Source organism: Bacillus sp. CPT56D-587-MTF (genome assembly GCF_058792335.1).
This window is the reverse complement of record NZ_JBYTEF010000001.1, coordinates 4958201-4979471: the sequence shown is the minus strand read 5'-3', so window position 1 is coordinate 4979471 and position 21271 is coordinate 4958201. Positions and strand designations below refer to the sequence as shown.

The following is a 21271-nucleotide window of genomic DNA, read 5'->3' as shown; positions in this document are numbered from 1 at the left end:
AAAAAAATCCCCTTTCATTTTGACACATCTAATTATAACTAAATATAACTAAATATAACTAGTTATAATTGAATATAATTTGAACATATGTCTATTTTTAAAAAATAGGAGAAATATTCTTTTCTTTGTTACAATGAAAGGAGAAAGTGAGGAATCGTCTATGGATCATCATTCCTACACAACGGAAGAAGTAGCAAAGCGATTAAAAGTATCAAAATTAACTGTATACGACTTAATTAAAAAAGGAGAACTTCCTTCTTATAGAGTTGGTAGACAGATGCGCATTGATGCAGCAGATTTAGATCAATATATAAAGCAAATGAAAACAGGGAAAGTACAAGTTAATCCTGTGAAAAACGATGGTAGTAGTATCTTGAACACGTGTATTATTAGTGGTCAAGAACTAACGTTAGATATGTTAGCTAAACGTATAGAAAATCGTTTGCCAAGTTCTAATGTTTTAAGAGCGTATCAAGGTAGCTTAACGAGTTTAGTGAAAATGTATCAAGGAGAAGGAAGTATCGTTAGTTTGCATTTGTTTGATGGTGAAACGGGTACATATAATATTCCTTACGTAAAACGTATTTTAGTAGGACAGCCATGTCTTATGATTAATTTATTGTCCAGAAATGTAGGGTTTTATGTTCAAAAAGGAAATCCGAAGAAAATAAAGACATGGGCTGACATATCCGGGTCCACTATAAAGTTTGTGAATCGAGAAAAGGGTTCTGGTATTAGAGTGTTAGTGGATGAACAATTACGAATCCGAAAATTAAATAAAGCTGATATTAGTGGATATGAATGGGAAGAATCGAATCATCTTGGTGTTGCCACGCAAGTTGCAAATGGAAAAGCTGATGTAGGAGTAGGTTCAGAAAAGTTTTCGCAAATTGTAAATGTGGACTTTATTCCAATCATGAAAGAACAGTATGATTTAGTAATTTTGAAGAATAAAGAAAATGAAGAGCTGATTGAAGTTGTGAAAGACATTCTGCAATCGGAAGAATTTCATAATGAATTAAATGCGATTGGCGGATATGATATTACGAAAACAGGTCAAATTGTATATGAAATAAAGTGAAACTTTAATCAGTGTGGGGGTTCTTCATCCCCCACTGATTATTAGCCTTCACCAATCGGACTTTTATGGGCAGCCCGACCCCCACCTAATTTCTTTGCTTTCGCTGAATTTTGAGGTGGGGGTCTTACTGCCCATTAAAGCGGGACAAACTAAAAAGCTGCTTGTCTATAAGACGAGCAGCTTTTTCTATATATAAAGGGGTTTGGGGAAACAAAGTGTTAAATAAGACCTTGAGCAAGTGTATAAATGAAAGCCGTAAGAAGAGTAGCTCCACTTGCAAGTCCGATAAAGTCTGATTTGTTGAAAGTAATGTTGTTCATTATAATCTCTCCTTATTTGTTTAATGTAGTTGCAACAGCTTTTGCATCGACAAGTGCGGATAGCACCATGCCCATTGTATTTAAAAATTTATTTGATTTCATATTGTTCATCATGCGTATCCGCTCCTTTTCGAATAGTTGTTGCCCTGCTTATGTCTTAATTATAGGGAATATGGATACTTCCAACTATCGAATTAGCTTACGAAAGACTTACACTTTTGTAAGAAAAAAAGACATTCATGTAAGAATGTCTTTCACAGCATATTGATATGATGATGGTCTTCAATAGTTTTTAAAAAACTACGCATTGAATTCGTCATATAGCTATCTTTACGGCGTATGAAAACCGTTGAAATACTGCCGTATTTTTCAGGGATTGCATGACAATGTACCTTACCTGCTTTAGAAAGATGATGGACAGCAGACTGTGGTACGAGTGTAATTCCGAGACCGAGTGCAACACTGTTTAATATTGTCTCTAATATATTGAATTCCATAATTCTTTTTGGTAGCAAACCTTCGTCTTTAAGCCAACGTTCTAGTTTGGAGCGGTATCCACATCCTTGGTTAAAAACGAGTAGAGGCGTTGTTGTAAATTCTTCTATATGAAAGGCTTTATTTTGTGTTATAAGCATTAATTTCTCTGTACTAACATCGTATTGTTCGATTAGTGGATGTTTAATAGGACCTGATATAAAGGCGCCATCTAATTGATGATCAAGTACTTCTCTAATTAATTCTTCTGTTAGACCCGCTTGTAATGATAAATCGACATTCGGATAGCTTTTATAGTAAGAAGATAAAATGGTAGGCAGTGTACTTACTGTTTCGACTGTACCGATTTTTAATATACCAGAAGGTGTTTCGCTATCTAAAAATACTTGTTTTAGTTCGTCGACATCTTGCAAAATTTTACTAACATAAACGAGCATTTTTCTTCCTTCAGCTGTTAAAGTCATTCCTCGTTTATGGCGGTAAAAGAGTGGGGTTTTTAATTCGTTTTCTAGTTGTTTAATACGTGCAGTTACATTTGATTGTACATAATTTAATTCCTTTGCTGCGCTACTTACACTACCCTGATCGGCAACGCTTTTAAAGATTTGTAAGTCTCTTAATTCCATTTTGAATCATTTTACGTGATATATTTTTTCTTTTACAATTCTCTTTGTGCAAATAGAAAGAAATGGGGGATTGCGGTGAGAAGAGGTCAAATGATAATAGGGGCTTTGGCGTGTTTAATTGCGAGTATGTCATGGGGAGCGATGTTTCCAGTTGCTGATCATGCGCTAGAATACATAGATCCATTTTATTTTTCGCTTATTCGCTATGGAGCAGTGGCGATAATGCTGATTGTATTGTTGTTAGTGAAAGAAGGAAAACAGGCATTTTGTTTAGAGGGAAGAGGAAAGTTACTCGTCTTTTTTGGAACGATGGCATTTACAGTATATAATGTCCTCATATTTTTAGGGCAAATGTTAATGGGTAAGTCGGGTGTAATGGTAGCTTCCATTATGGAAGCACTTATGCCGATGATTTCTATTTGTATTTTATGGGGATATAAGCATATAAAACCGAAGAAGTATATGATAACGAGTATGGTTATTGCTTTTGTAGGAGCTGTGTTTGTTATTACAAAAGGTGACATGAGTTTCTTTGTAACATTGAAAGATAATATGTTCCCATTAGCATTTATATTTATTGGTGTTGTAGGGTGGGTTATTTATACGATGGGTGGTCAAACTTGTAGTGATTGGTCAACATTACGTTATTCTACGTTGACGTGTGTATTCGGTACGACTGTTACAGGAATTATAACGGTAATTATTACGTCGCTTGGATATATTTCAGTTCCGAGTATGGGAACGATTTCTATTGTGAAATATGATTTGTTATTCATGATGACATTGCCAGGTATTGTAGCGCTACTTGCTTGGAACTATGGTGTGAAAATTTTATCATCCATTAATGGGATTTTATTTATTAATTTTGTACCAATTACGACTTTAGCTATTATGATGATGCAAGGGTATCAAATCACAATGTTTGATATTATAGGGACTGTACTTGTTATTGCAGCGCTTATTCGCAATAACGTTTGCCAGAGAAAAGAAGAAAATATAAATAAGAGAGTTTTACAAGAAGAACAATTACGTCAAGCTGTTTAATAGGCAAATGGAGGATTTCACATGTTAGAAAGTTTATTGTTTTTCTTCGCCGTCGGAGTTGCCTGTGAGCTTGCAGCAATTAATCGAAATGGTCGTAAAAAGATAAAACAACAAGCTGAGCTGATACAGCTTTTAAAAGAATTGAAAGAAAGAAAAAATTAAAAAGACGACCGGGCATAGACGGTCGTCTTTTTCTATATAAAGGGGAAAGGGGACACAAAGTTATACAAGCGTAGCAGCGTAAATGAAAGCAGTAAGAAGAAGAGAGCCGCTAGCTAATCCTAAAAAATCTAATTTGTTAAAAGTAATGTTATTCATAATACATTCTCCTTACTTGTTTAATGCAGAAGCAACAGCTTTTGCATCGAAAAGAGCCGATAATACCATGCCCATTGTATTTAAGAAATTGTTCGTTTTCATTTTGTTCATCATATTGATCCACTCCTTTTCGAATAATTGTTGCCCTGTTTCTGACTTAATTGTATGAAATATAGTAAGAAGTAACTATCGAATTAGCTTACAAGAAAATTACACTTTTGTAAGAATTGAAATTTAACAATTCATCCTTAATTTTATTACCAACTCCTAAAACTTAGTGTTATAATTATTATAAGAATATGATTATACTTCGGATGTTTAGAAAGGAACGAAATAAATGTATAAACCAATTACATTTTTGTTGAAATATATATTTAAAACAGCTGGGAAAGTAGAAGTACAAGGAAGAGAAAAGCTACCAGAAGGTGGACCCTATGTTGTTGCATGTACACATACAAGTTTTATGGATGTATTAATGTTAGCTACAGGGATGTATCCAACTCAAATTCATTACATGGCCAAAAAAGAATTATTTGAAGGGAAATTCAAAAATTGGTTCTTTAAAAATGTAAATGCATTCCCTGTAGATCGTGCGAATCCAGGACCAAGTACACTTAAAATTCCATCACGTTTATTAAAAGAAGGAAAGGTAGTAGGGATTTTTCCGAGTGGAACAAGATCAGCGGAAGATGTTTCATTAAAAGCGGGTGCTGTGACAATTGCGATGCGTTCCAATGTTCCGTTAGTACCAGCAGCTTATGTTGGTCCATCAAGTGTAAAAGAATTAATAAAGGGGAAAAAGGCACAATTGATTTTTGGAGATCCAATTCAAATTGAGGCTGGAGAACAAATAGATCGAAAAACCGCTATGAAAATGATGACGGATCAATTAAATGAGAAGTTTGAGGAGTTAAAAGAAGCTTTGCAATCAAATCAAAAATAAGAAAAGACGACCGGGCATAGACGGTCGTCTTTTCTATTACTATTTATAATAAAGGGGAAAGGGGAAAGGGGACACAAAGTTATACAAGCGTAGCGGCGTAAATAAAAGCAGTAAGAAGAATCGAGCCACTAGCTAGTCCTAAAAAATCTAATTTGTTAAAAGTGATGTTATTCATAATACATTCTCCTTACTTGTTTAATGTAGAAGCAACAGCTTTTGCGTCGATAAGAGCGGAAAATACCATGCCCATTGTATGTAAGAAATTGTTCGTTTTTATTTTGTTCATCATATTAATCCGCTCCTTTTCGAATAGTTGTTACCTTGTTTCTGACTTAATTGTATGAAATGTTGCGGAAAGTCACTATCGAATTAGCTTACAGAAAAATTACACTTTTGTAAGAGAAAAGAATGAAGGTGTAATGATAAGAAGGTTTGACATATGTTCATGAGATTCATTAAGTTAAAGGTAGAGGTGAGTGTATGGCTAATATTAAAGATATTGCAAAGATGGCGGGAGTTTCAGTTACGACTGTTTCGAGAGTGTTGAATGATCACCCATATGTAAGTGAAGAAAAAAGAAAAGCGGTTATAGAGATAGTTGAGAAATTGAATTACTCGCAAAACGCAAATGCTGTTCATTTATCAAAAGGAAAAACGAATATTGTTGGTGTGATTTTACCGTATATTAATCATCCGTGTTTTGATGCGATGGTGAGCGGAATGATGGAGACTGCGTTAGCGCATAATTACAGGGTGCTACTTTGCCAAACGAATTATAATAAAAAAGAAGAAATGAAAAGTTTACATATGTTAAAAACAAAACAATTGGATGGTCTTATTATTTGTTCACGTGCAAATGATTGGGAAACGATAGAACCGTATGCTTCTTACGGCGCAATAATTGCTTGTGAAGACAATGATATTTCAAACATCTCAAGTGTATATACGAATCATTCAGCGGCCTTTCAATTAGGAATGGATTATTTGATTGAGAAAGGTTATAAAAAAATTGGTTATTGTACGGGAAGAAAATTAGGGCCGAGTAGTCAAAAGCGTTTTGATGTTTATAAACAGCAATTGCAATCTATAGACGAAGAGGTTAATGAAGAATGGATTTTTACAGAATGTTTTACACTAGAAGATGGTGTAAAAGTGGCTCATAAGTTAAAAGAGATGCAGGATCTTCCTGAAGCATTAATAGTAGCAGGTGATGAAGTTGCGATTGGGGTTATGACAGAGGTTGAAAAATTAGGGATTCAAGTTCCTGAGGATTTAGCGATTATTGGCTTTGATAATCAACCTATCTCGCAAGTGTTACAATTGACAACTATTGATCAAAATTTAAAGGAGATAGGGAAAACTGCTTTTGAAATGTTGCATAGAAAAGTGAATGAAGAGAGTTCTGAACAAGAAAAGCTGGAAATTCCATACGAACTTGTGGAACGCTCTACAGTTTAATCGTAATCCGTTATGTGTATAATCGCATAACGGATTATTTTTTTGAAATATCTTTGACAGGAAACGCGTTTCATACTTTATAAAGGAGTTAAACCGGTCTGTAATAATCCATGGATTCTTTTCAAGTGTTAATGCAGTGAATAGAATTTGGAGGAATATGCATGAATGAACTTTTATCGAGTATGAAAAAGTATGTAGATGATGATGAAAAGATTCTGGCTTTTGTGGTAGGGATATTTGAGAAGGATAATTTTATATTATCGTATCAACATGGGGTTTTTGTTGCCACTACTAGACGTCTCCTTTTTTACGGGAAATTTCCGTACTATTCTTCAACATTTAAAGAGTATTCATATTTGTATATAGATAGCATAGATTTTCATCCGTATTTTGAATTTACTTGTAGTCATGAAACCATTCGCGCTAAGTATATTCAGAAAGGGAATGTGGAGCGATTTGTCCGTGCAGTTAGAGCAAATATGAATAATTAATCAACCCTCTGTTTAAACATAATATTTCAATTTTTAAGAGGGAAAATGCGGAATAAAAACCACTTCTAAACCTCTAGGAGATAGTGATACAATGTCAAATGGGGGGAGGGTATGAACTATGGTTAATCAACGTATAAAGGAAATAACACTAATTACAATTGGTTCATTATTATTCGCAATTGGTATTAATTACTTTGCAATTCCAAACCGTTTATCGGAAGGTGGAATTATTGGTTTAACGGTTGTTACGTACTACTTATTTGATTGGTCACCAGGAATTGTGAACTTTGCTATAAATGCAATTTTACTAGCTGTTGGTTATAAATTTTTTGATAAGAAAACAATGATTTATACAATTTTAGGGATTGTAGAAACATCTTTGTTTTTATACGTTACAGAACATATTGAGTATCATGTAAATAGTGATACATTATTAGCAGCTTTATTTGCTGGTTTATTTGTGGGAATTGGATTAGGTTGTATGTTCAAAGCCGGAGGTACATCGGGAGGATCAGCAATCTTAGCTCAGTTAGCAAATCAATATTTAGGTTGGAGTGTAGGTAAAGGCGTACTAATTATTGATATTGTTGTAATTGCTGGTTCTGTATTTATAATAGGGCAAGAAAAGGCGATGTATACACTTGTGGCTGTGTTCATTGGAGCGAAGGTGATTGATTTCATTGTAGAAGGAATGGACACAAAAACGGCTGTTACAATTATTTCGAATCAACCAGATTTAATTCGTGAAGCTATTACGAAAAATATGACACGCGGTGTTACTGTATTAGAAGGGCGCGGCGGATATACTGGTAAAAATAAAGAAGTTTTATATGTTGTTATTAATAAACAAGAGCTTGTTAAGTTAAAACAAGTTATTAGCCGGGTAGATGAAGATGCTTTCGTTGTTATACATGATGTACGTGATGTACTTGGCGGTGGCTTTAAAGCAAGCTAAAAGGTGAACGAGCAAATTCGTTCACCTTTTTTAATTCTTACAAAAATGTAAGTGTAATGTAATGAGATTCAATAGTAGATTTTATTCCACCTTTTTAAAATGGATGTATATATATCCTGCAGAGGAGGAATGTTTATTATGAAGAAAAAAATGATCACTACTATAATAGCGATGATAGTGATAGTAGTAATGTTACTGCCTACGAAACTTGGACCAGTTATCGATAAATATAATCCATTTTATAAGACGAAAGAATACTATACGGTTGTGAATACAATTGGTCAGTATATTGGTGATGAGTGGTATGAATATGAATTTATTGCATTCGATGAACGTGGTAGAGAGCAGAAAATAAAGAAAACGGTTAAGCATATGTTAAAGAGAGATGAAGCATTAAAGGTTTTTGCAAAAGGACGTTACGGTGAATCGATTGAAGAGATTGAGGTTGCAAATATTCCTATAAATGCGAAGAGCAAACTTTTAACGATGAGATAGTGAAATATACCCCCGGCTATTTTTTGTCGAAAATAAAAATACTGGGTAAGGGTATTTTTGAGATTAACAAAAAAGCCTTAGTCCATATAGACTAAGGCTTTTTTATTATATAAAGGGGAAGGGGGTACATTGTAGTAGCATGGGTGAAAGGTATAAGAAGAGTAGCTACTAGCAATGTAATTTGGTTATGTGAGTGTTCTTCTTATTTGGCTTACTTTCTAACTTTATTGTACGAAATATAAGGTAACTACTCAGCCACCTTTCGGTGTCTTTTTTAAATTTTACTAGTTTCATATGCCTCCCATTTGTAAATACTGAGTATATCAAACAGGGGAGGTGAATCTTATGGTCGATCGAAAAATTATTTTAGATACATATAAAAAAGGACCTGAAGCTGTTATTTCTTTATTTGAAGAAACATTTTCTAAGTTAGAAAAACGTATACAAGAACTAGAAAATGCTTCAAAAAAAAACTCCAAAAATAGTCATAAGCCACCTTCTACAGATGGTTTGGGTAAGCCCGTTACAAAAAGTTTGCGCAAACCGTCTCATCGTCAAACGGGTGGCCAGTTGGGCCACAAGGGACATACTCTTGGTTTGACAGCGACTCCAGATCATACGATTACACATTCTCCTACATATTGTACTTGTTGTCATACTTCCTTGAACCACGAGCCTGTAAAAGGGTATCGCATTCGCCAAGTGTATGACTTACCACCTATTCAGATCGAAGTGACAGAACATAAAGTAGAACAGAAAGAATGCCCACATTGCCATTCTATCCAAGAAGCCCAATTTCCTTCGACAGTATCTCGTCCTGTTCAATATGGTCCAAATATAAAAAGACTGATTCCCTATTTAACGCATTATCAATGCATTTCTTTGAAGCGAACAAAAGAATTCTTTCAGGATTGTTTTGGACATTCTATAAGCGAAGGAACCCTGGTAAATCATACACAGGCTTTCGCTTCTCAATTGCAGCCATTCATAAAAGAAGTAAAGGAAAAGATTCTGCAGTCTCCTGTTGTCCATTTTGATGAAACTGGTATGCGTGTAGAAAACAAAACACAATGGTTACATACTGCCAGTACACCGGAGGTGACATTGCAACATATTCATCAAAAACGTGGAAAAGAAGCAATGGATGCTGGAGAAATCTTGCCATCTTTTTCTGGAATTGCGATGCATGATGGTTGGAAATCGTATGATGCGTATACAGATTGTCGTCACGTTTTATGTAATGCCCATCTCTTACGAGATTTACAAGGAATTATAGATAGTACTGGAGAACAATGGGCACAACAGATGCAGAAATTTCTAACGCAAGCGTTGACGATGAAAAAGCAATCCGAAGGTACCATGCCAAAAGCGACGCAAAAGAATCTGTTTATTATGTATCAATCCATATTGAAAGAACAACAGATTCTTTCCACGAAACAAAAGAAGAAAGGAAAGCAGACGCCTTCTCAAAATTTATGGAATCGCTTCGTCAAGTATTCTGACAGAATTCTAGCGTTTTTAGAACATCCAGCCATTCCATTTGATAACAATCAAGCAGAACGGGATATTCGGATGACGAAAGTAAAACAGAAAGTGTCTGGGACTTTCCGAAGTAAGAAAGGCGCAGAATCTTTTTGTCAGATACGAAGCTTTATGAGTACCATGAAAAAACAAAAACAATCGGTCTTACAAGCGATAAACCAAGTCATAGAAACTAGAACGGTTCCTTGGAATAACACGACTTCATAAGAGAATTTCTCTATTTGGCATAGATTCTTTCTCTGATTGGAGTATTTTCTTTTCATGTTTTCGAATCGGAAACATGTATTTGGCCTGTTTTTTTATTTGAAGAAGCTGAGTAGTTACAATATAAGTAAGGGGAACTATCGAATTACATTACACATAACTTACAAACATGTAAGCCTTCTGTAATGTAATTCGATAGTTAAAAGATAGTAATTTTCATATAGTGTAACTAGAAAGTCTCAATGTATTACTTTCTGTTTGTAATGAAGAATGAAAAACCAACTAATTTTTAATAATCCTCATCTGAATAAAGATGGGGATCCTTTTTTAAACCTTACAACATTGTAAGGTTTACGTAAGTTAATTCGATAGTAAATTTGTCATATTTTTTGCATAATAGATACAGATAGAAAAATAATTAGGGATCTAGTAAGAAGGGAGAAGAATGGGATGCGTAAAGAAGAAGTAGTGAAGTTACCAATTAAAGATTTCTGTAGCTACTTTACTGTTGCCGTAGTGTGTATTGGATTATTTGATATCATAACAAACTTAATTGTTAAATAATATAGATGCTAAAACAAGAAAGGAAGTCCTTTCTTGTTTTTTTTTATGGGGGCATAAAGATGAAATGGATTGATAGTCATATACATGTTGATCAATATAAGGATGAAGAGAAGAGCAGATTACTAAAAGAGGTGGAAAATAGTAAGGAAATAAAGGGGCTTATTGCGGTATCTATGAATTATCAATCTTGTAAGGAAACGTTATCTTTAGCGAAGAAGTATCCCTTTATATATCCAGCGATAGGGTTTCATCCAGAGCAACAGATTCATAAAGAAGAGTGTGAACAGATTTATCAACTTATTGAACAGAACGCAGAGAAAATTGTTGCGATTGGTGAAGTAGGTTTGCCCTATTATTTGAGGAAAGAAGATGAAAGAATTGCTGTAGATCCATACATAGCTGTATTGAAAAAATTTATAGAACTAGCTAGTAAGTATAATTTGCCGATTGTATTACACGCAGTTTATGAAGATGCTGACATTGTATGTGATTTGCTAGAGAAATATAAAGTTTCACGTGCACACTTCCATTGGTTTAAAGGAAGCGATGAAACAATGAAACGGATGATGAGAAATGGTTATTATATTTCGATTACACCGGATGTTTTACATAAGGAGAAGATTAGAAAAATCGTTTCGTATTATCCGCTTGAATATATGATGGTAGAAACAGATGGTCCGTGGGAATTTCAAGAAGATGTTATAACGCACCCAAGAATGATTCGAGAGGTATTAAAGGAAATTAGTTCTATAAAAAACATATCCATTGATAAGGTCGCAGAAACAATATATGAAAATACAAGTCGATTTTATTTGAAAGGATAGGAGAATTATAGTTTTAATCATGTAACGGAAGAAGTAAAAGTTGAATTTATTTAATAAAATGCCACGGTTTGATATAGGACAAAAAACCACCAAGCGGTCCGCTCGGTGGTTTTGTATTAGGATTCTAATTTTTTCGCACGTTTTAATAATAAAAGAAAGACAATGATAACGAACCCTAGTATAAGGAAGATGCCATATTGCTTTATATAATCAATTATGTCATTCGCACTGGTTGGTTTTTCAACGTGAATGCCTTCTTTATTCGTCGTAATATGAATATCTTTCATTTTTACTTCATTCTTTTCCTTTTGTAAATCAATCCATTCTATATTTGGAATACTTTCTAGGTCCTTTAACACTTCTTTTAATGGTTTCACACCTAAGTAAGGATGATAGAATGCTCCAATAACTCCATCGGATAATTTAGAAACAGATAGAGCACGTTCTTTCATTTTAGCAATAGTTTGTGGTTTATTTTCTTCAATAAATCCGACTGTTTCAGGCAATAGTTTCATTCCATGTAAAAATGACGGAGTACTTGTATAATATGGTGAGTGCATGGATTTCCAAGTTGTATCATTTAACTGTAGTTGTCCTACATAAGTTGAAAAGTATCTTGATAATATTTCATATCCTTTTTGAGACATCGTGTAATGAGGTGCTTCAAAGGCAACAGGATATAGTTTAGCAGCTACAAGTTCTTGAATTCCTTTTTCGATATGATCTTTCGTATATTTTTCCTCAAACTCTTCCCCTTTTTTTACATATTGGTTATATGCCTCTATATTTGGAAAGTCATCTTTTGTCTTCGGTTTTTCATGTTTCGGTTGGCGAATTGGTTGATCTGTCTTTACGTCCCAAAATTCAAACCCTTCACCGGTTTCACTGTCATAAAATTGGTGAGTATAACCATGCATAATAATTGCTGCCCCATCATTTTGCATAGAGCGTAAAAGATCGACTAGTTCGGGTTTATCTTTTAGATGTATTGTCTTTCCCGTATTTGGATCTTTATATACAGGGATGACCGTAATCATGTAAGGCATCTTTTTCTCTTTTAGTAATTCAGCAATTTCTTTCAATTGATTTATATCTGCTGCGGGGTGAACGTCCTCAAGACGTAAATAAGCTTCTACTTTATTTGTCGTTGGCTCTTTTCCGAAGTAAGAAAATAACATTTCACCGATGTAATGAGACATCCAGTCAAAGAGATTTGGCGTTGCAACGTAATAAGGTGTTTCATGCTGAACGATTAGTGGGTTAGTGTTATTTGAGCTTAAGGCGCTAGCAAGCACAGTTCCATTCGTATCAAATGATTGAATTAATCGTTCCGCTTCTAAAGTATTTTTTAGCTTCTTGTCTGGATATTCAATTTTATTAACTCGTATATCATCACTATTCAATGTAATGAAAGAAAAACGCTTAGATAATTGTTCAACATTTTGTCCTAATACTAATACAGGGCCGGAGAAGTTTTCTAGAAATTGTTTCGTTTCATCGGAAAACACTTCTTTTGTTTCACCGATATAAACAATATGTGTATAGGAGGATACGTTATTAATTGAAGTTGCTTCTTTTAAGTTTTTTACGGTTATATCATTTGTAAAATGTCCTAATTGAGTATTAAGGATTTGAACATTATTTGAAAATTTATCGTCTTGTGTACTATACAAAACAAGTACTTTTGGTTTTGATGATGTTTGTGCAGAGGTGTAGGTAGGGATGAGTAGTAAAATGCTGAACAAGAGTGTTAGGCATTTTTTCATTTTGTATGCTCCTATTCTATATATAGAGTTCAGTTTACAATTATATACAATAAATGCGTTATAGTCTATGAAAGTTACATTTTTGCACGTATTTACCAGCTGTTTTTTCACAAAATCGGTCTAAAGCATGATGATAATATGTATAGTTATTTGCTATGATAAAAGAGTAATAGAATGTAGGTAATTGTAAAGGGAAGGCTGAAAGGGGACAAATTTCAGCGGAGAAAGAGGTAGAGGTAGTGAAGAAATTCTTTGTAGGATTTTTAGTTGTTCTTGGAGTATATTTATATTTCCAAGGAAAGTCTGAAGGAATGGATAAGCTAGTGAATGGAACAAGCTATGTTGATTCAGAAGAAGCAAAACAGATGAAACAAATCATTATAGAGGAAGCGAAGAAAGTAAATCTTCCAGAATGGATACCTCTTGCAATTGCCGAGCATGAAAGTCGATTAAATCCAAGAAGTGTTGGAGATAATGGAACTTCATTCGGATTGTTTCAACTACACCGCGGCGGCGGGCTTGCACCAGAGCATTTAACTGATGATGAGCTGAAAGATCCACGTACAAATGCGCAAATTGCAATGCCGCATTTAATGAAAGGATATAAGCGTGGGGTGCAAAAAGGTTTGACTGATTTTGCATTACTGAAATATATAGCGAATACATCTGGATGGCCAGGGAATTTAGGGCCAGAGTGGACGGATAATAACATGAAGTATAACATCGGATTAGAAGATGTGTACTATCGAAATAAAGGTGTAATAAAAGAGTAGGTTTTGATACCTACTCTATTTTTTTTGATAATCGTGTCATTTTGTGAAATACTCCGCTAGTTGTATTTTTACGTCTTCTAGTTTTGTAGAAACTTGCGGTATTTTATATCCTACATACAGCGGTGAAACGACAAACCTAGGAACAACTTTACAAATAATTTTTCCATTTAAGTAATAGAAGAATAAGTTATAACTACTGCATCCTTTATGAAAATCTATCAGTATGTAACGTACAGTTTGCTGAATGTAATTTGCCATTTCATCTATATATGAAATATTATCAATGATTATATTGAATTCAGTGAAGCCAATAATGGGACGCTCTGAAATATTAAGCTCAATGCGTTCATTTTTTTGAACAATTACTCCTTGGAAATTTTCCTCTTTAATATTTTCAAGATAATCTACATATTTCATTCCGATAATTTGCATGTGTGCATGATGCAAACTTCCACCTGAAAATGGACCGTGATTTTTATATAAAATCACAGATGCGAACTCTTCGTTCTTCTGTAAGTGTAACCAATGTTGAATAGAAAATTGCATTAATTTTCTCATATGTTCTTCTGTATATGTTGCGATATGATCTTCGCAATTATTGGTTTCGATTAACACTGTTTGAAATGTATCTTGTAATGTAGGAAATTTATTTTTTAACCAAATAATAGAACCATCAGTTGCTAAAATATCCGTTAATTGTTCTTTATCGCAAAATGGACATGCAGCGCTTCTATTCCGAATACTTTCTGGTTTTTGTTTACCGATATCGTTTAAAAAATATAGTTGTTGTGTATCCATTTGTATATATGCCCCTTTAAAATATGTGTAAAAATCCCGCTTAATACATTCGGGAAAAGGAGAAGGAAATCCTCTAAAGGAATAGGGGGAAAAATAAAAGACAAGATATCCTCATTACGATAGGGTACCTTGTCTTTTATTTTTTCTCTAATAGTGTGTATGGATAATATAGAACATTTTCATTATTTTTCTTTTTTCTCTTTTTTATTGTGTATAAGGTAATTGCTGTGCTTGCAATGATAATAATGGCTTTCTTCATATTCATATACCCCTTTTTATTGTTGGTTTAATTCTTGGCTAACTGCTTTTGCATCGACTAAAGCGTGTAAAATCATTTTCACCATGTTCATCATATTTCTTCACTCCTTTTTATAGTTCATTTAGTTCTTTTACAACTGCTTGTCCGTTCACTAATACCTCAAAGATTGCTTTTACGATTTCTTTCATCATGTTTGTTTCCTCCTTTTGTTTGTCTCGCTTGTTTACATCTTTATTGTATAGGGAGGCATCTTTTCGTACTATCGCTTTCCATTACGTGAACATAACAGTTTTGTAAGATTTGATGTCACTTATTGAAATGTTTAGTCTATCTTCATTATTTTCAGAAAAATGACTATTCAAACATGAAATTGGAAAGTATAATAAAGAAGTAAGTATTAAATTCCGTACGAAAGGGGTGAATGAGATGAAACGTTCTTTAGCTGCGCGTGCCAAATTTTTAGATTTTATTTATTTTTGTCGTGCGATTTTTCATGATGTAGTTGTTAACGGGATACGTATGCCCTTTTTTAACAATTGCATAGTGACTATTGAACGATAGAAATCTCTTCACCCATTTTTAATAAACGTGTGAAAAGGGCGCTATTTGGCTTCCTTTTTCTATGCCGAAAACCATGGGGAATGTTTCTTTCTCATGGTTTTTTATATTGAAAGGAGTACGGAAAATGACTATTTGTAGTGTAAATAATGTAATGAAATCTTTTGGTGGAAACATCATATTTGAAAATATATCGCTTGAAATAAAGAATGGTGAACGTGTTGGGTTAGTTGGTCGTAACGGTAGTGGGAAGACAACAATCTTTGGACTTCTAACTGGAATGGAGAGTTTGGATGCAGGAGCCATTCATATGAAGAAAGGTACACGTATTGGTCATGTCGCACAAATTCCGAAGTTTGATGAGGTTATGACTGTATATGATGTATTGAGTTCTGCTTTTAAAGTAGAAAAGGAATTAGAAAAAGAAATGCATGCTTTAGAAAAAAATATGGCGGTGGAACAGGAACAATCTGCTTTGGAAAAGCTAATGGAGAGGTACGGAGTCATTCAAGAAAAATTTGCATTTCTCGGTGGTTATGAAATCGAGGCAAATATAATGAAGGTAGCAAATGGCTTACAAGTGACAGACTTATTTTCAAGAGTATTTACGGAATTAAGTGGAGGAGAACAGACGAAAGTAAGCCTTGCATATATGCTATTGCAGAAACCAGATTTACTTCTATTAGATGAACCAACAAATCATTTAGATTTATTTGCAGTTGAATGGTTAGAGCAATTTTTAAAAGAATACACTGGAACAGTTATAGTTATTTCACATGATCGCTATTTCCTTGATGAAGTTGTAACGAAAATTTTTGATTTGGAAGATGGAGAGATACACGTGTACCATACGAATTATTCTCAGTTCGTTGAGGAGAAGGAAGAAAGATTACTTCAAGAGTTTCAAGCTTATCAGGAGCAACAAAAGAAAATAAAGAAAATGAAAGAAGCAATTAAGCGTCTACGTGAATGGGCAAATCAAGCGAACCCTCCGAATGAAGGATTGCATAAAAGAGCGAGAAATATGGAACGTGCGTTAGAACGTATAGAGAAATTAAAGAGGCCAATTTTAGAACGAAAACAGATGGGTCTTCAGTTTGAAGGGCAAGAGAGAAGCGGGAAAGATGTTGTTGTAATGAAAGAAGTGAGTAAAGGTTTTGCTGGACGACCTTTATTTGAACAAGCGAATTTACATGTTCGTTTTCAAGAGCGTGCGGCTATCATTGGTCGTAATGGTACAGGAAAGACTACATTATTAAAACTACTATTAGAAGAAATAAATCCAGACGTTGGTGAAATTCGAATTGGTAGTAGTGTCAAAATTGGTTATTTATCACAGCATACGTATGGAAATGTGAAGAGTAATGTATTGGAAGCGTTTAGAGAGTATGTAGCTGTAACAGAAGGAGAAGCAAGACATATATTGGCTAAGTTTTTATTTTATGGTCCAGCAGTATTTAAGAAAGTAACGCAACTGAGCGGTGGAGAAAAAATGAGGTTAAGACTTGCGCAACTTATGTATCAAGACATCAATTTTCTAATTCTAGATGAGCCGACAAACCATCTTGATATTGAATCAAGGGAAGTTTTAGAGGAAGCCCTTGAGCAATATAATGGAACAATCCTAGCTGTTTCACATGATCGTTATTTTTTAAATAAGTTATTTGAAAAGACGTACTGGATTGATGAATGTAAATTATTTGAGTTTGCAGGAAACTATGCATGGGCTCGTCAAAAGTGGGAGGAAAAGCTTGAGAAGCAAGTAATAAAGCAGAAACGCCAAGGGAGAAAAAGTGTTGAAACGGTTCCTGTAAAAGAGAAAGAAGCTAGGAATCTTGAAGAGATTGAAAATGAGTTAATGCATATAGAAGAAGATATATATGCAATAGAATGTGAAATGGAACATGTAGCTGATGTTGAAAGACTTGAAAAATTATATGAGGAAAAAACGAAGAAAGAGTTGTTACGAGCGAAGTTATATAGTGAGTTAGAGAATATTGTGGAGTAAAGAGTAGAAAGCCACTTCCTTTCAGTTTTGTTGGAGGAAGTGGCTTTTTCATAATGATATTTTGCTTTAAAGATTAAATGAAGAGATGTGTTTCACGTGAAACAGTAACTTAGATAAATCCGTGTTCCTCAATTTGCATAGTTTGTGAAACATATGAAAATGATAAGGTGAAAAAGAAATGTCATTAGTGGCTTTTCGATAGGAGTAATTACAAAAACAAAGGCTAATTATTTCCTGAGAGATAAAGTGAGGGCTTTTACGGGCAGCCCGACTCCGACCTAACTTCTTTTGCTTTCGCTGAATTTTGAGGTGGGGTTCTTACTGCCCGGCAAATAGCGGGATAAATATGTATAAAAGAGACTATTGAATGAAAACGAAAAGAGAGCAAAGTTACAGCTTTACGCGCTGAACCCTGCTCTCTTTTTGCGTGGCATCTTCTATCGTTGAAATTATAATAGCGATCCCGAGCATGATAAAAAAAGCTAAAAAGAGGACGAACTTTGGGAAGAACGGGAATAGTAATAGCGCTCCGACTATCATAATTGTTAATAATACGTAGTGCAGGACGTATTGGAATAGGTTGTCCATATTTTCGCCCCCTTTTTGGTAATTGGTTATTAGTATTCTATGTTTCATGTTGAAGGAATAGAAGTAGATTTTTAAGTTTTTTAATATGAATTATAGCTGAGTTTTCTTAAAGTATAAATGTAGAGTGATAATTTTGGAAAAATTCTAAAAATATTTATTTAGAAAGAATTGACAAAACATAATGAACGATATAAGCTAATAACCATAAAGTCTACCGGAAAGGTCGGAATAAGATTGTTACCCCTCAAAAACATCTATTTTTTTACGATTAAAACCGACTTTTCCGATTGGCTATAAATATGCTGTGGGAGGCATACATAAGCTAATAAGTTCAAAGGGTATAACTATTAAACAGTTAGGGTGGGGACAATGAAGAAAAAGACAAAAAAATGGGCTGGTGTATTTTCAGTATTACTTAGTAGTTCGCTTGTGTTATCTGCTTGTGGGGGACAGGAGGATACGGCTTCTACAGAGCCGGTTAAACAGCAGGATTTAAAAAATGTGAAAATTGAAAAGATCGCTGCGACAGATAAAACGAAAGTGCCAGACAAAGCGAAGAATAGAAAAGATACGTTAGTAGTTGGTATTAGTAAGCCAGGCGGCGTATTTTTGCCATACTTCCAACAAAATGGTTGGGATGGAAACGTAACTTCAGTTATTTTTGCATCTCTTGTATCAACCGATAAACAAGGGAAACCAATTCCAGAATTAGCTGAGAAGTGGGACGTTTCTTCTGATCAGTTAACATATACATTCCATTTACGTAAAGATTTGAAATTTAGTGATGGATCGCCATTAACGGCGGATGATGTAGCTTTCACATTGACGCTTTTACATGATAAGGCATATGAAGGTGAAGTAGATATCTCTCAATATGCGGTTAAAGGTGGTAAAGAATATAAGGAAGGAAAAGCAACTTCAATTGAAGGTATTCAAGTTGTTGATCCACAAACAATTAAAATTACAACTGAAAAAGTGAATTCACAAGCTATATTTGTTTTAGGAGGTACAGTACTATCAAAAGCTTATTATGGAAAAGATTATAAGCAAAATACAAGCTTAGATTACTTAAAAGATTTATATGGAAAGCCATTAGCTGCGGGTCCATATAAATTTGAAAAGTATATTCCAGGTCAAGAAGTTCGTTTTGTAGCAAACGAAAATTATTATGCGGGTAAACCAAAAATTCAAAACTTCATTTATAAAATTACTTCTGGTGATACGAAGCTTCAGTTATTCCAAACAGGAGAAGTTGACCATACTGGCTTAGGTACTGGTGATGAGGTTCTTGAACAGGCTAAGGCTTTAGAATTCGCCAATATCCAAATCGAAACAGCACCGTCATTTAGTTATATTTATATGAATAATAATAAGCCTTATTTAAAGGATAAAAAGGTTCGCCAAGCACTTATTTACGGATTAGACCGCAAAAAATATGTTGATACAGCGTTAAAAGGATACGGTACAGTAGCCAATGTACCAATTCATCCAACTTCTTGGGCTTATACGGAAGAAGGAGTTAATAAATACGAATACGATAAAGAAAAAGCGAAAAAATTATTAGATGAAGCAGGGTGGAAAGTTGGTTCGGATGGAATTCGTGAAAAAGATGGTCAAAAATTAAAACTTTCTTATTTCGGTCCAAGTTCGGCTAAAGATAGTGATTTATTAATTCCGATTGCGAAAGAGAATTATAAAGAAATAGGTGTAGAGTTTAATCCTGAATTTATGGACTTTAATACGATGCTTTCTAAGGTAAACAAAGGGGATTATGATTTAGCTTCTGTTTCGACACCGATTACAAGTGATCCGAGTGAAACAGCTGGTGAATATTTGTCTACTGCAAATGAAACTAGTCTTGGTTATAAGAATGCAAAAGTAGATGAGCTAATTCAAAAAGGTATTGAAACTGTAGATATCGAAAAGCGTAAACCTATTTATAAAGAATTGTATAAAGAATTAAGTGATGATCCACCAGTAATTCTATTAAACTACCGTAGAACAATTACTGGTTATAACGGGAATATAAAAGGAATTGATCCTGAAAAGTACAACAGTATTAGTGCAAACTTACCAGTATTATCATTTGAAAAATAACGATAAGAATGTATAAGTAGAAGACATTTTTTCATTCGGTTAGTAATGTGCCGCTTTGAAAAAATGTTCTTCTATTTTAAGCATAAGATTGGAGAGAAAAAGGGTGAAAACATATATTGTTCGTAGGTTGTTACAAATGATTCCTACACTGCTTGGTACATCAATTATTATCTTCGTCCTGTTCGCACTTCTTCCTGGGGATTATATTGATTCAAACCCGAAAATTACACCGGAAAGAGCAGCTGAACTGAGGGAGTTATATGGGTTGAACAAACCAATTGTTGAGCGTTATTTTCATTGGTTAGGTAATGCATTGCAAGGGGACTTTGGCTTCTCGCTTCAATATCAAGAGCCTGTAACGTCATTATTAAATAAATTTATTTGGAATTCTTTTAGTGTAGCAATTATTGCATTGTTCTTTATTTGGCTAATTGCACTTATTATCGGTGTATTCTCGGCGACGAAGCAACATTCTTTATTCGATAAACTTGTAACAATCGGTGTTTTTGCAGCAATGTCATTCCCTTCATTCTTTATCGGTTTGTTTTTAATTAAGGTGTTTGCGGTTGACTTTAAGTTATTACCGATAGGTGGAATGATTGATGTTGGCAGTAATTCAACAGGAGTTGCTTACGTGATAGAAGTTGCAAAACATATGATTTTACCAGTATTTATTTTGACACTTCTTGGGGTCGGCTCGCTAACTCGTTATTTTAGAACAAGTATGTTAGAGGTTGTAAGACAAGATTACATACGAACAGCAAGAGCGAAAGGTTTGAAGGAGAAGACGGTTATTTATAAGCATGCATTAAAAAATGCAATTTTACCGGCAATTACGTTATTAGCATTTGAATTACCTGGATTGTTTTCTGGGGCAATTATTATTGAACAAATTTTTAACTGGCCAGGGATTGGTAATATTCAATTAGAAGCATTAAATTTCCGTGACTATACAGTATTGATGGCATTTACGATGTTTCTTTCTTGTTTAACAATCGTTTCAAACTTTTTAGCAGATATCGTATATGCAGTTGTTGATCCAAGAATTCGGTTGAAGTAAGGGG

General features: G+C 34.2%; 23 protein-coding genes. 15 read left to right on the top strand and 8 right to left on the bottom strand.

Annotated features, from left to right (window positions below; all coding sequences use genetic code 11):
* Window positions 1-160 precede the first annotated feature (160 nt).
* Window positions 161-1081: a substrate-binding domain-containing protein gene (locus AC3WVZ_RS25830; RefSeq protein WP_002180310.1), complete on the top strand. Its 921-nt coding sequence runs from the start codon at window positions 161-163 to the stop codon at window positions 1079-1081.
* Window positions 1082-1299: 218 nt separating this feature from the next.
* On the opposite strand, the gene AC3WVZ_RS25825 is transcribed toward AC3WVZ_RS25830, so the two are convergent.
* Entirely contained in the window at window positions 1300-1401 is a 102-nt protein-coding gene (locus AC3WVZ_RS25825; RefSeq protein WP_001060017.1) for a DUF3948 family protein, read from the bottom strand.
* Window positions 1402-1655: 254 nt separating this feature from the next.
* Window positions 1656-2522: a LysR family transcriptional regulator gene (locus tag AC3WVZ_RS25820; protein WP_000423031.1), complete on the bottom strand. Its 867-nt coding sequence runs from the start codon at window positions 2520-2522 to the stop codon at window positions 1656-1658.
* Between the two features lie 75 nt (window positions 2523-2597).
* Between AC3WVZ_RS25820 and AC3WVZ_RS25815 the strand changes: the two genes are divergently transcribed.
* Together AC3WVZ_RS25815 and AC3WVZ_RS25810 are read left to right on the top strand one after the other, a co-directional pair.
* Complete coding sequence (locus AC3WVZ_RS25815; protein ID WP_002182372.1) at window positions 2598-3566, top strand: DMT family transporter; 969 nt, start codon at window positions 2598-2600, stop codon at window positions 3564-3566.
* Window positions 3567-3587: 21 nt separating this feature from the next.
* Entirely contained in the window at window positions 3588-3728 is a 141-nt protein-coding gene (locus tag AC3WVZ_RS25810; RefSeq protein WP_000894065.1) for a YrzO family protein, read from the top strand.
* Window positions 3729-3788: 60 nt separating this feature from the next.
* Here the strand turns inward: AC3WVZ_RS25810 and AC3WVZ_RS25805 are convergent, their stop codons facing one another.
* A complete protein-coding gene (locus AC3WVZ_RS25805) occupies window positions 3789-3884 on the bottom strand; it encodes a DUF3948 family protein (RefSeq protein WP_001060007.1) in 96 nt (31 codons plus the stop codon).
* A 337-nt stretch (window positions 3885-4221) separates the two neighbouring features.
* Between AC3WVZ_RS25805 and AC3WVZ_RS25800 the strand changes: the two genes are divergently transcribed.
* Window positions 4222-4827, top strand: coding sequence for a lysophospholipid acyltransferase family protein (locus AC3WVZ_RS25800; RefSeq protein WP_000277778.1), 606 nt, complete (start codon window positions 4222-4224; stop codon window positions 4825-4827).
* Window positions 4828-4906: 79 nt separating this feature from the next.
* On the opposite strand, the gene AC3WVZ_RS25795 is transcribed toward AC3WVZ_RS25800, so the two are convergent.
* Window positions 4907-5002 carry a DUF3948 family protein gene (locus AC3WVZ_RS25795; RefSeq protein WP_001059999.1) on the bottom strand — a complete coding sequence of 32 codons (96 nt, stop codon included), beginning with the start codon at window positions 5000-5002 and terminating at the stop codon, window positions 4907-4909.
* Window positions 5003-5307: 305 nt separating this feature from the next.
* Here AC3WVZ_RS25795 and AC3WVZ_RS25790 point away from each other — a divergent pair, with 305 nt between their 5' ends.
* From AC3WVZ_RS25790 to AC3WVZ_RS25765, 6 genes are all read left to right on the top strand, one after another.
* Window positions 5308-6285: a LacI family DNA-binding transcriptional regulator gene (locus AC3WVZ_RS25790; protein WP_074790799.1), complete on the top strand. Its 978-nt coding sequence runs from the start codon at window positions 5308-5310 to the stop codon at window positions 6283-6285.
* A gap of 161 nt (window positions 6286-6446) precedes the next feature.
* Window positions 6447-6776: a PH domain-containing protein gene (locus tag AC3WVZ_RS25785; protein ID WP_001004246.1), complete on the top strand. Its 330-nt coding sequence runs from the start codon at window positions 6447-6449 to the stop codon at window positions 6774-6776.
* A gap of 118 nt (window positions 6777-6894) precedes the next feature.
* Window positions 6895-7731 (top strand): YitT family protein, encoded by an 837-nt coding sequence (locus AC3WVZ_RS25780; protein ID WP_000248045.1) that lies wholly within the window; start codon window positions 6895-6897, stop codon window positions 7729-7731.
* 138 nt (window positions 7732-7869) lie between these two features.
* Entirely contained in the window at window positions 7870-8226 is a 357-nt protein-coding gene (locus tag AC3WVZ_RS25775; RefSeq protein WP_233935620.1) for a YxeA family protein, read from the top strand.
* 345 nt (window positions 8227-8571) lie between these two features.
* Window positions 8572-9975, top strand: coding sequence for an IS66 family transposase (gene tnpC / locus AC3WVZ_RS25770; protein WP_100910632.1), 1404 nt, complete (start codon window positions 8572-8574; stop codon window positions 9973-9975).
* A 620-nt stretch (window positions 9976-10595) separates the two neighbouring features.
* On the top strand, window positions 10596-11360 hold the full coding sequence (locus AC3WVZ_RS25765; RefSeq protein ID WP_119682846.1) for a TatD family hydrolase: 765 nt from the start codon (window positions 10596-10598) through the stop codon (window positions 11358-11360).
* A gap of 116 nt (window positions 11361-11476) precedes the next feature.
* On the opposite strand, the gene AC3WVZ_RS25760 is transcribed toward AC3WVZ_RS25765, so the two are convergent.
* Window positions 11477-13126 (bottom strand): DUF2334 domain-containing protein, encoded by a 1650-nt coding sequence (locus AC3WVZ_RS25760; protein WP_233935619.1) that lies wholly within the window; start codon window positions 13124-13126, stop codon window positions 11477-11479.
* A gap of 239 nt (window positions 13127-13365) precedes the next feature.
* Between AC3WVZ_RS25760 and AC3WVZ_RS25755 the strand changes: the two genes are divergently transcribed.
* Window positions 13366-13899, top strand: coding sequence for a transglycosylase SLT domain-containing protein (locus tag AC3WVZ_RS25755; RefSeq protein WP_000713249.1), 534 nt, complete (start codon window positions 13366-13368; stop codon window positions 13897-13899).
* 36 nt (window positions 13900-13935) lie between these two features.
* Here AC3WVZ_RS25755 and AC3WVZ_RS25750 read toward each other — a convergent pair whose 3' ends face one another.
* Both AC3WVZ_RS25750 and AC3WVZ_RS25745 read right to left on the bottom strand, forming a co-directional pair.
* On the bottom strand, window positions 13936-14697 hold the full coding sequence (locus AC3WVZ_RS25750; RefSeq protein WP_000381030.1) for a DUF4931 domain-containing protein: 762 nt from the start codon (window positions 14695-14697) through the stop codon (window positions 13936-13938).
* A gap of 136 nt (window positions 14698-14833) precedes the next feature.
* Window positions 14834-14962, bottom strand: coding sequence for a hypothetical protein (locus tag AC3WVZ_RS25745; protein ID WP_002023099.1), 129 nt, complete (start codon window positions 14960-14962; stop codon window positions 14834-14836).
* Window positions 14963-15382: 420 nt separating this feature from the next.
* On the opposite strand from AC3WVZ_RS25745, the gene AC3WVZ_RS25740 reads away from it, so the two are divergent.
* Together AC3WVZ_RS25740 and abc-f are read left to right on the top strand one after the other, a co-directional pair.
* Window positions 15383-15517 carry an RAxF-45 family protein gene (locus AC3WVZ_RS25740; RefSeq protein ID WP_000830643.1) on the top strand — a complete coding sequence of 45 codons (135 nt, stop codon included), beginning with the start codon at window positions 15383-15385 and terminating at the stop codon, window positions 15515-15517.
* Window positions 15518-15590: 73 nt separating this feature from the next.
* Window positions 15591-17522: a ribosomal protection-like ABC-F family protein gene (gene abc-f / locus AC3WVZ_RS25735; protein WP_233936609.1), complete on the top strand. Its 1932-nt coding sequence runs from the start codon at window positions 15591-15593 to the stop codon at window positions 17520-17522.
* A gap of 390 nt (window positions 17523-17912) precedes the next feature.
* Here the strand turns inward: abc-f and AC3WVZ_RS25730 are convergent, their stop codons facing one another.
* Window positions 17913-18110 carry a hypothetical protein gene (locus AC3WVZ_RS25730; RefSeq protein WP_233935617.1) on the bottom strand — a complete coding sequence of 66 codons (198 nt, stop codon included), beginning with the start codon at window positions 18108-18110 and terminating at the stop codon, window positions 17913-17915.
* Window positions 18111-18479: 369 nt separating this feature from the next.
* On the opposite strand from AC3WVZ_RS25730, the gene AC3WVZ_RS25725 reads away from it, so the two are divergent.
* Together AC3WVZ_RS25725 and AC3WVZ_RS25720 are read left to right on the top strand one after the other, a co-directional pair.
* Window positions 18480-20207, top strand: coding sequence for an ABC transporter substrate-binding protein (locus AC3WVZ_RS25725; protein ID WP_233935615.1), 1728 nt, complete (start codon window positions 18480-18482; stop codon window positions 20205-20207).
* 103 nt (window positions 20208-20310) lie between these two features.
* Complete coding sequence (locus tag AC3WVZ_RS25720) at window positions 20311-21267, top strand: ABC transporter permease (protein ID WP_000860749.1); 957 nt, start codon at window positions 20311-20313, stop codon at window positions 21265-21267.
* Window positions 21268-21271 lie beyond the last annotated feature (4 nt).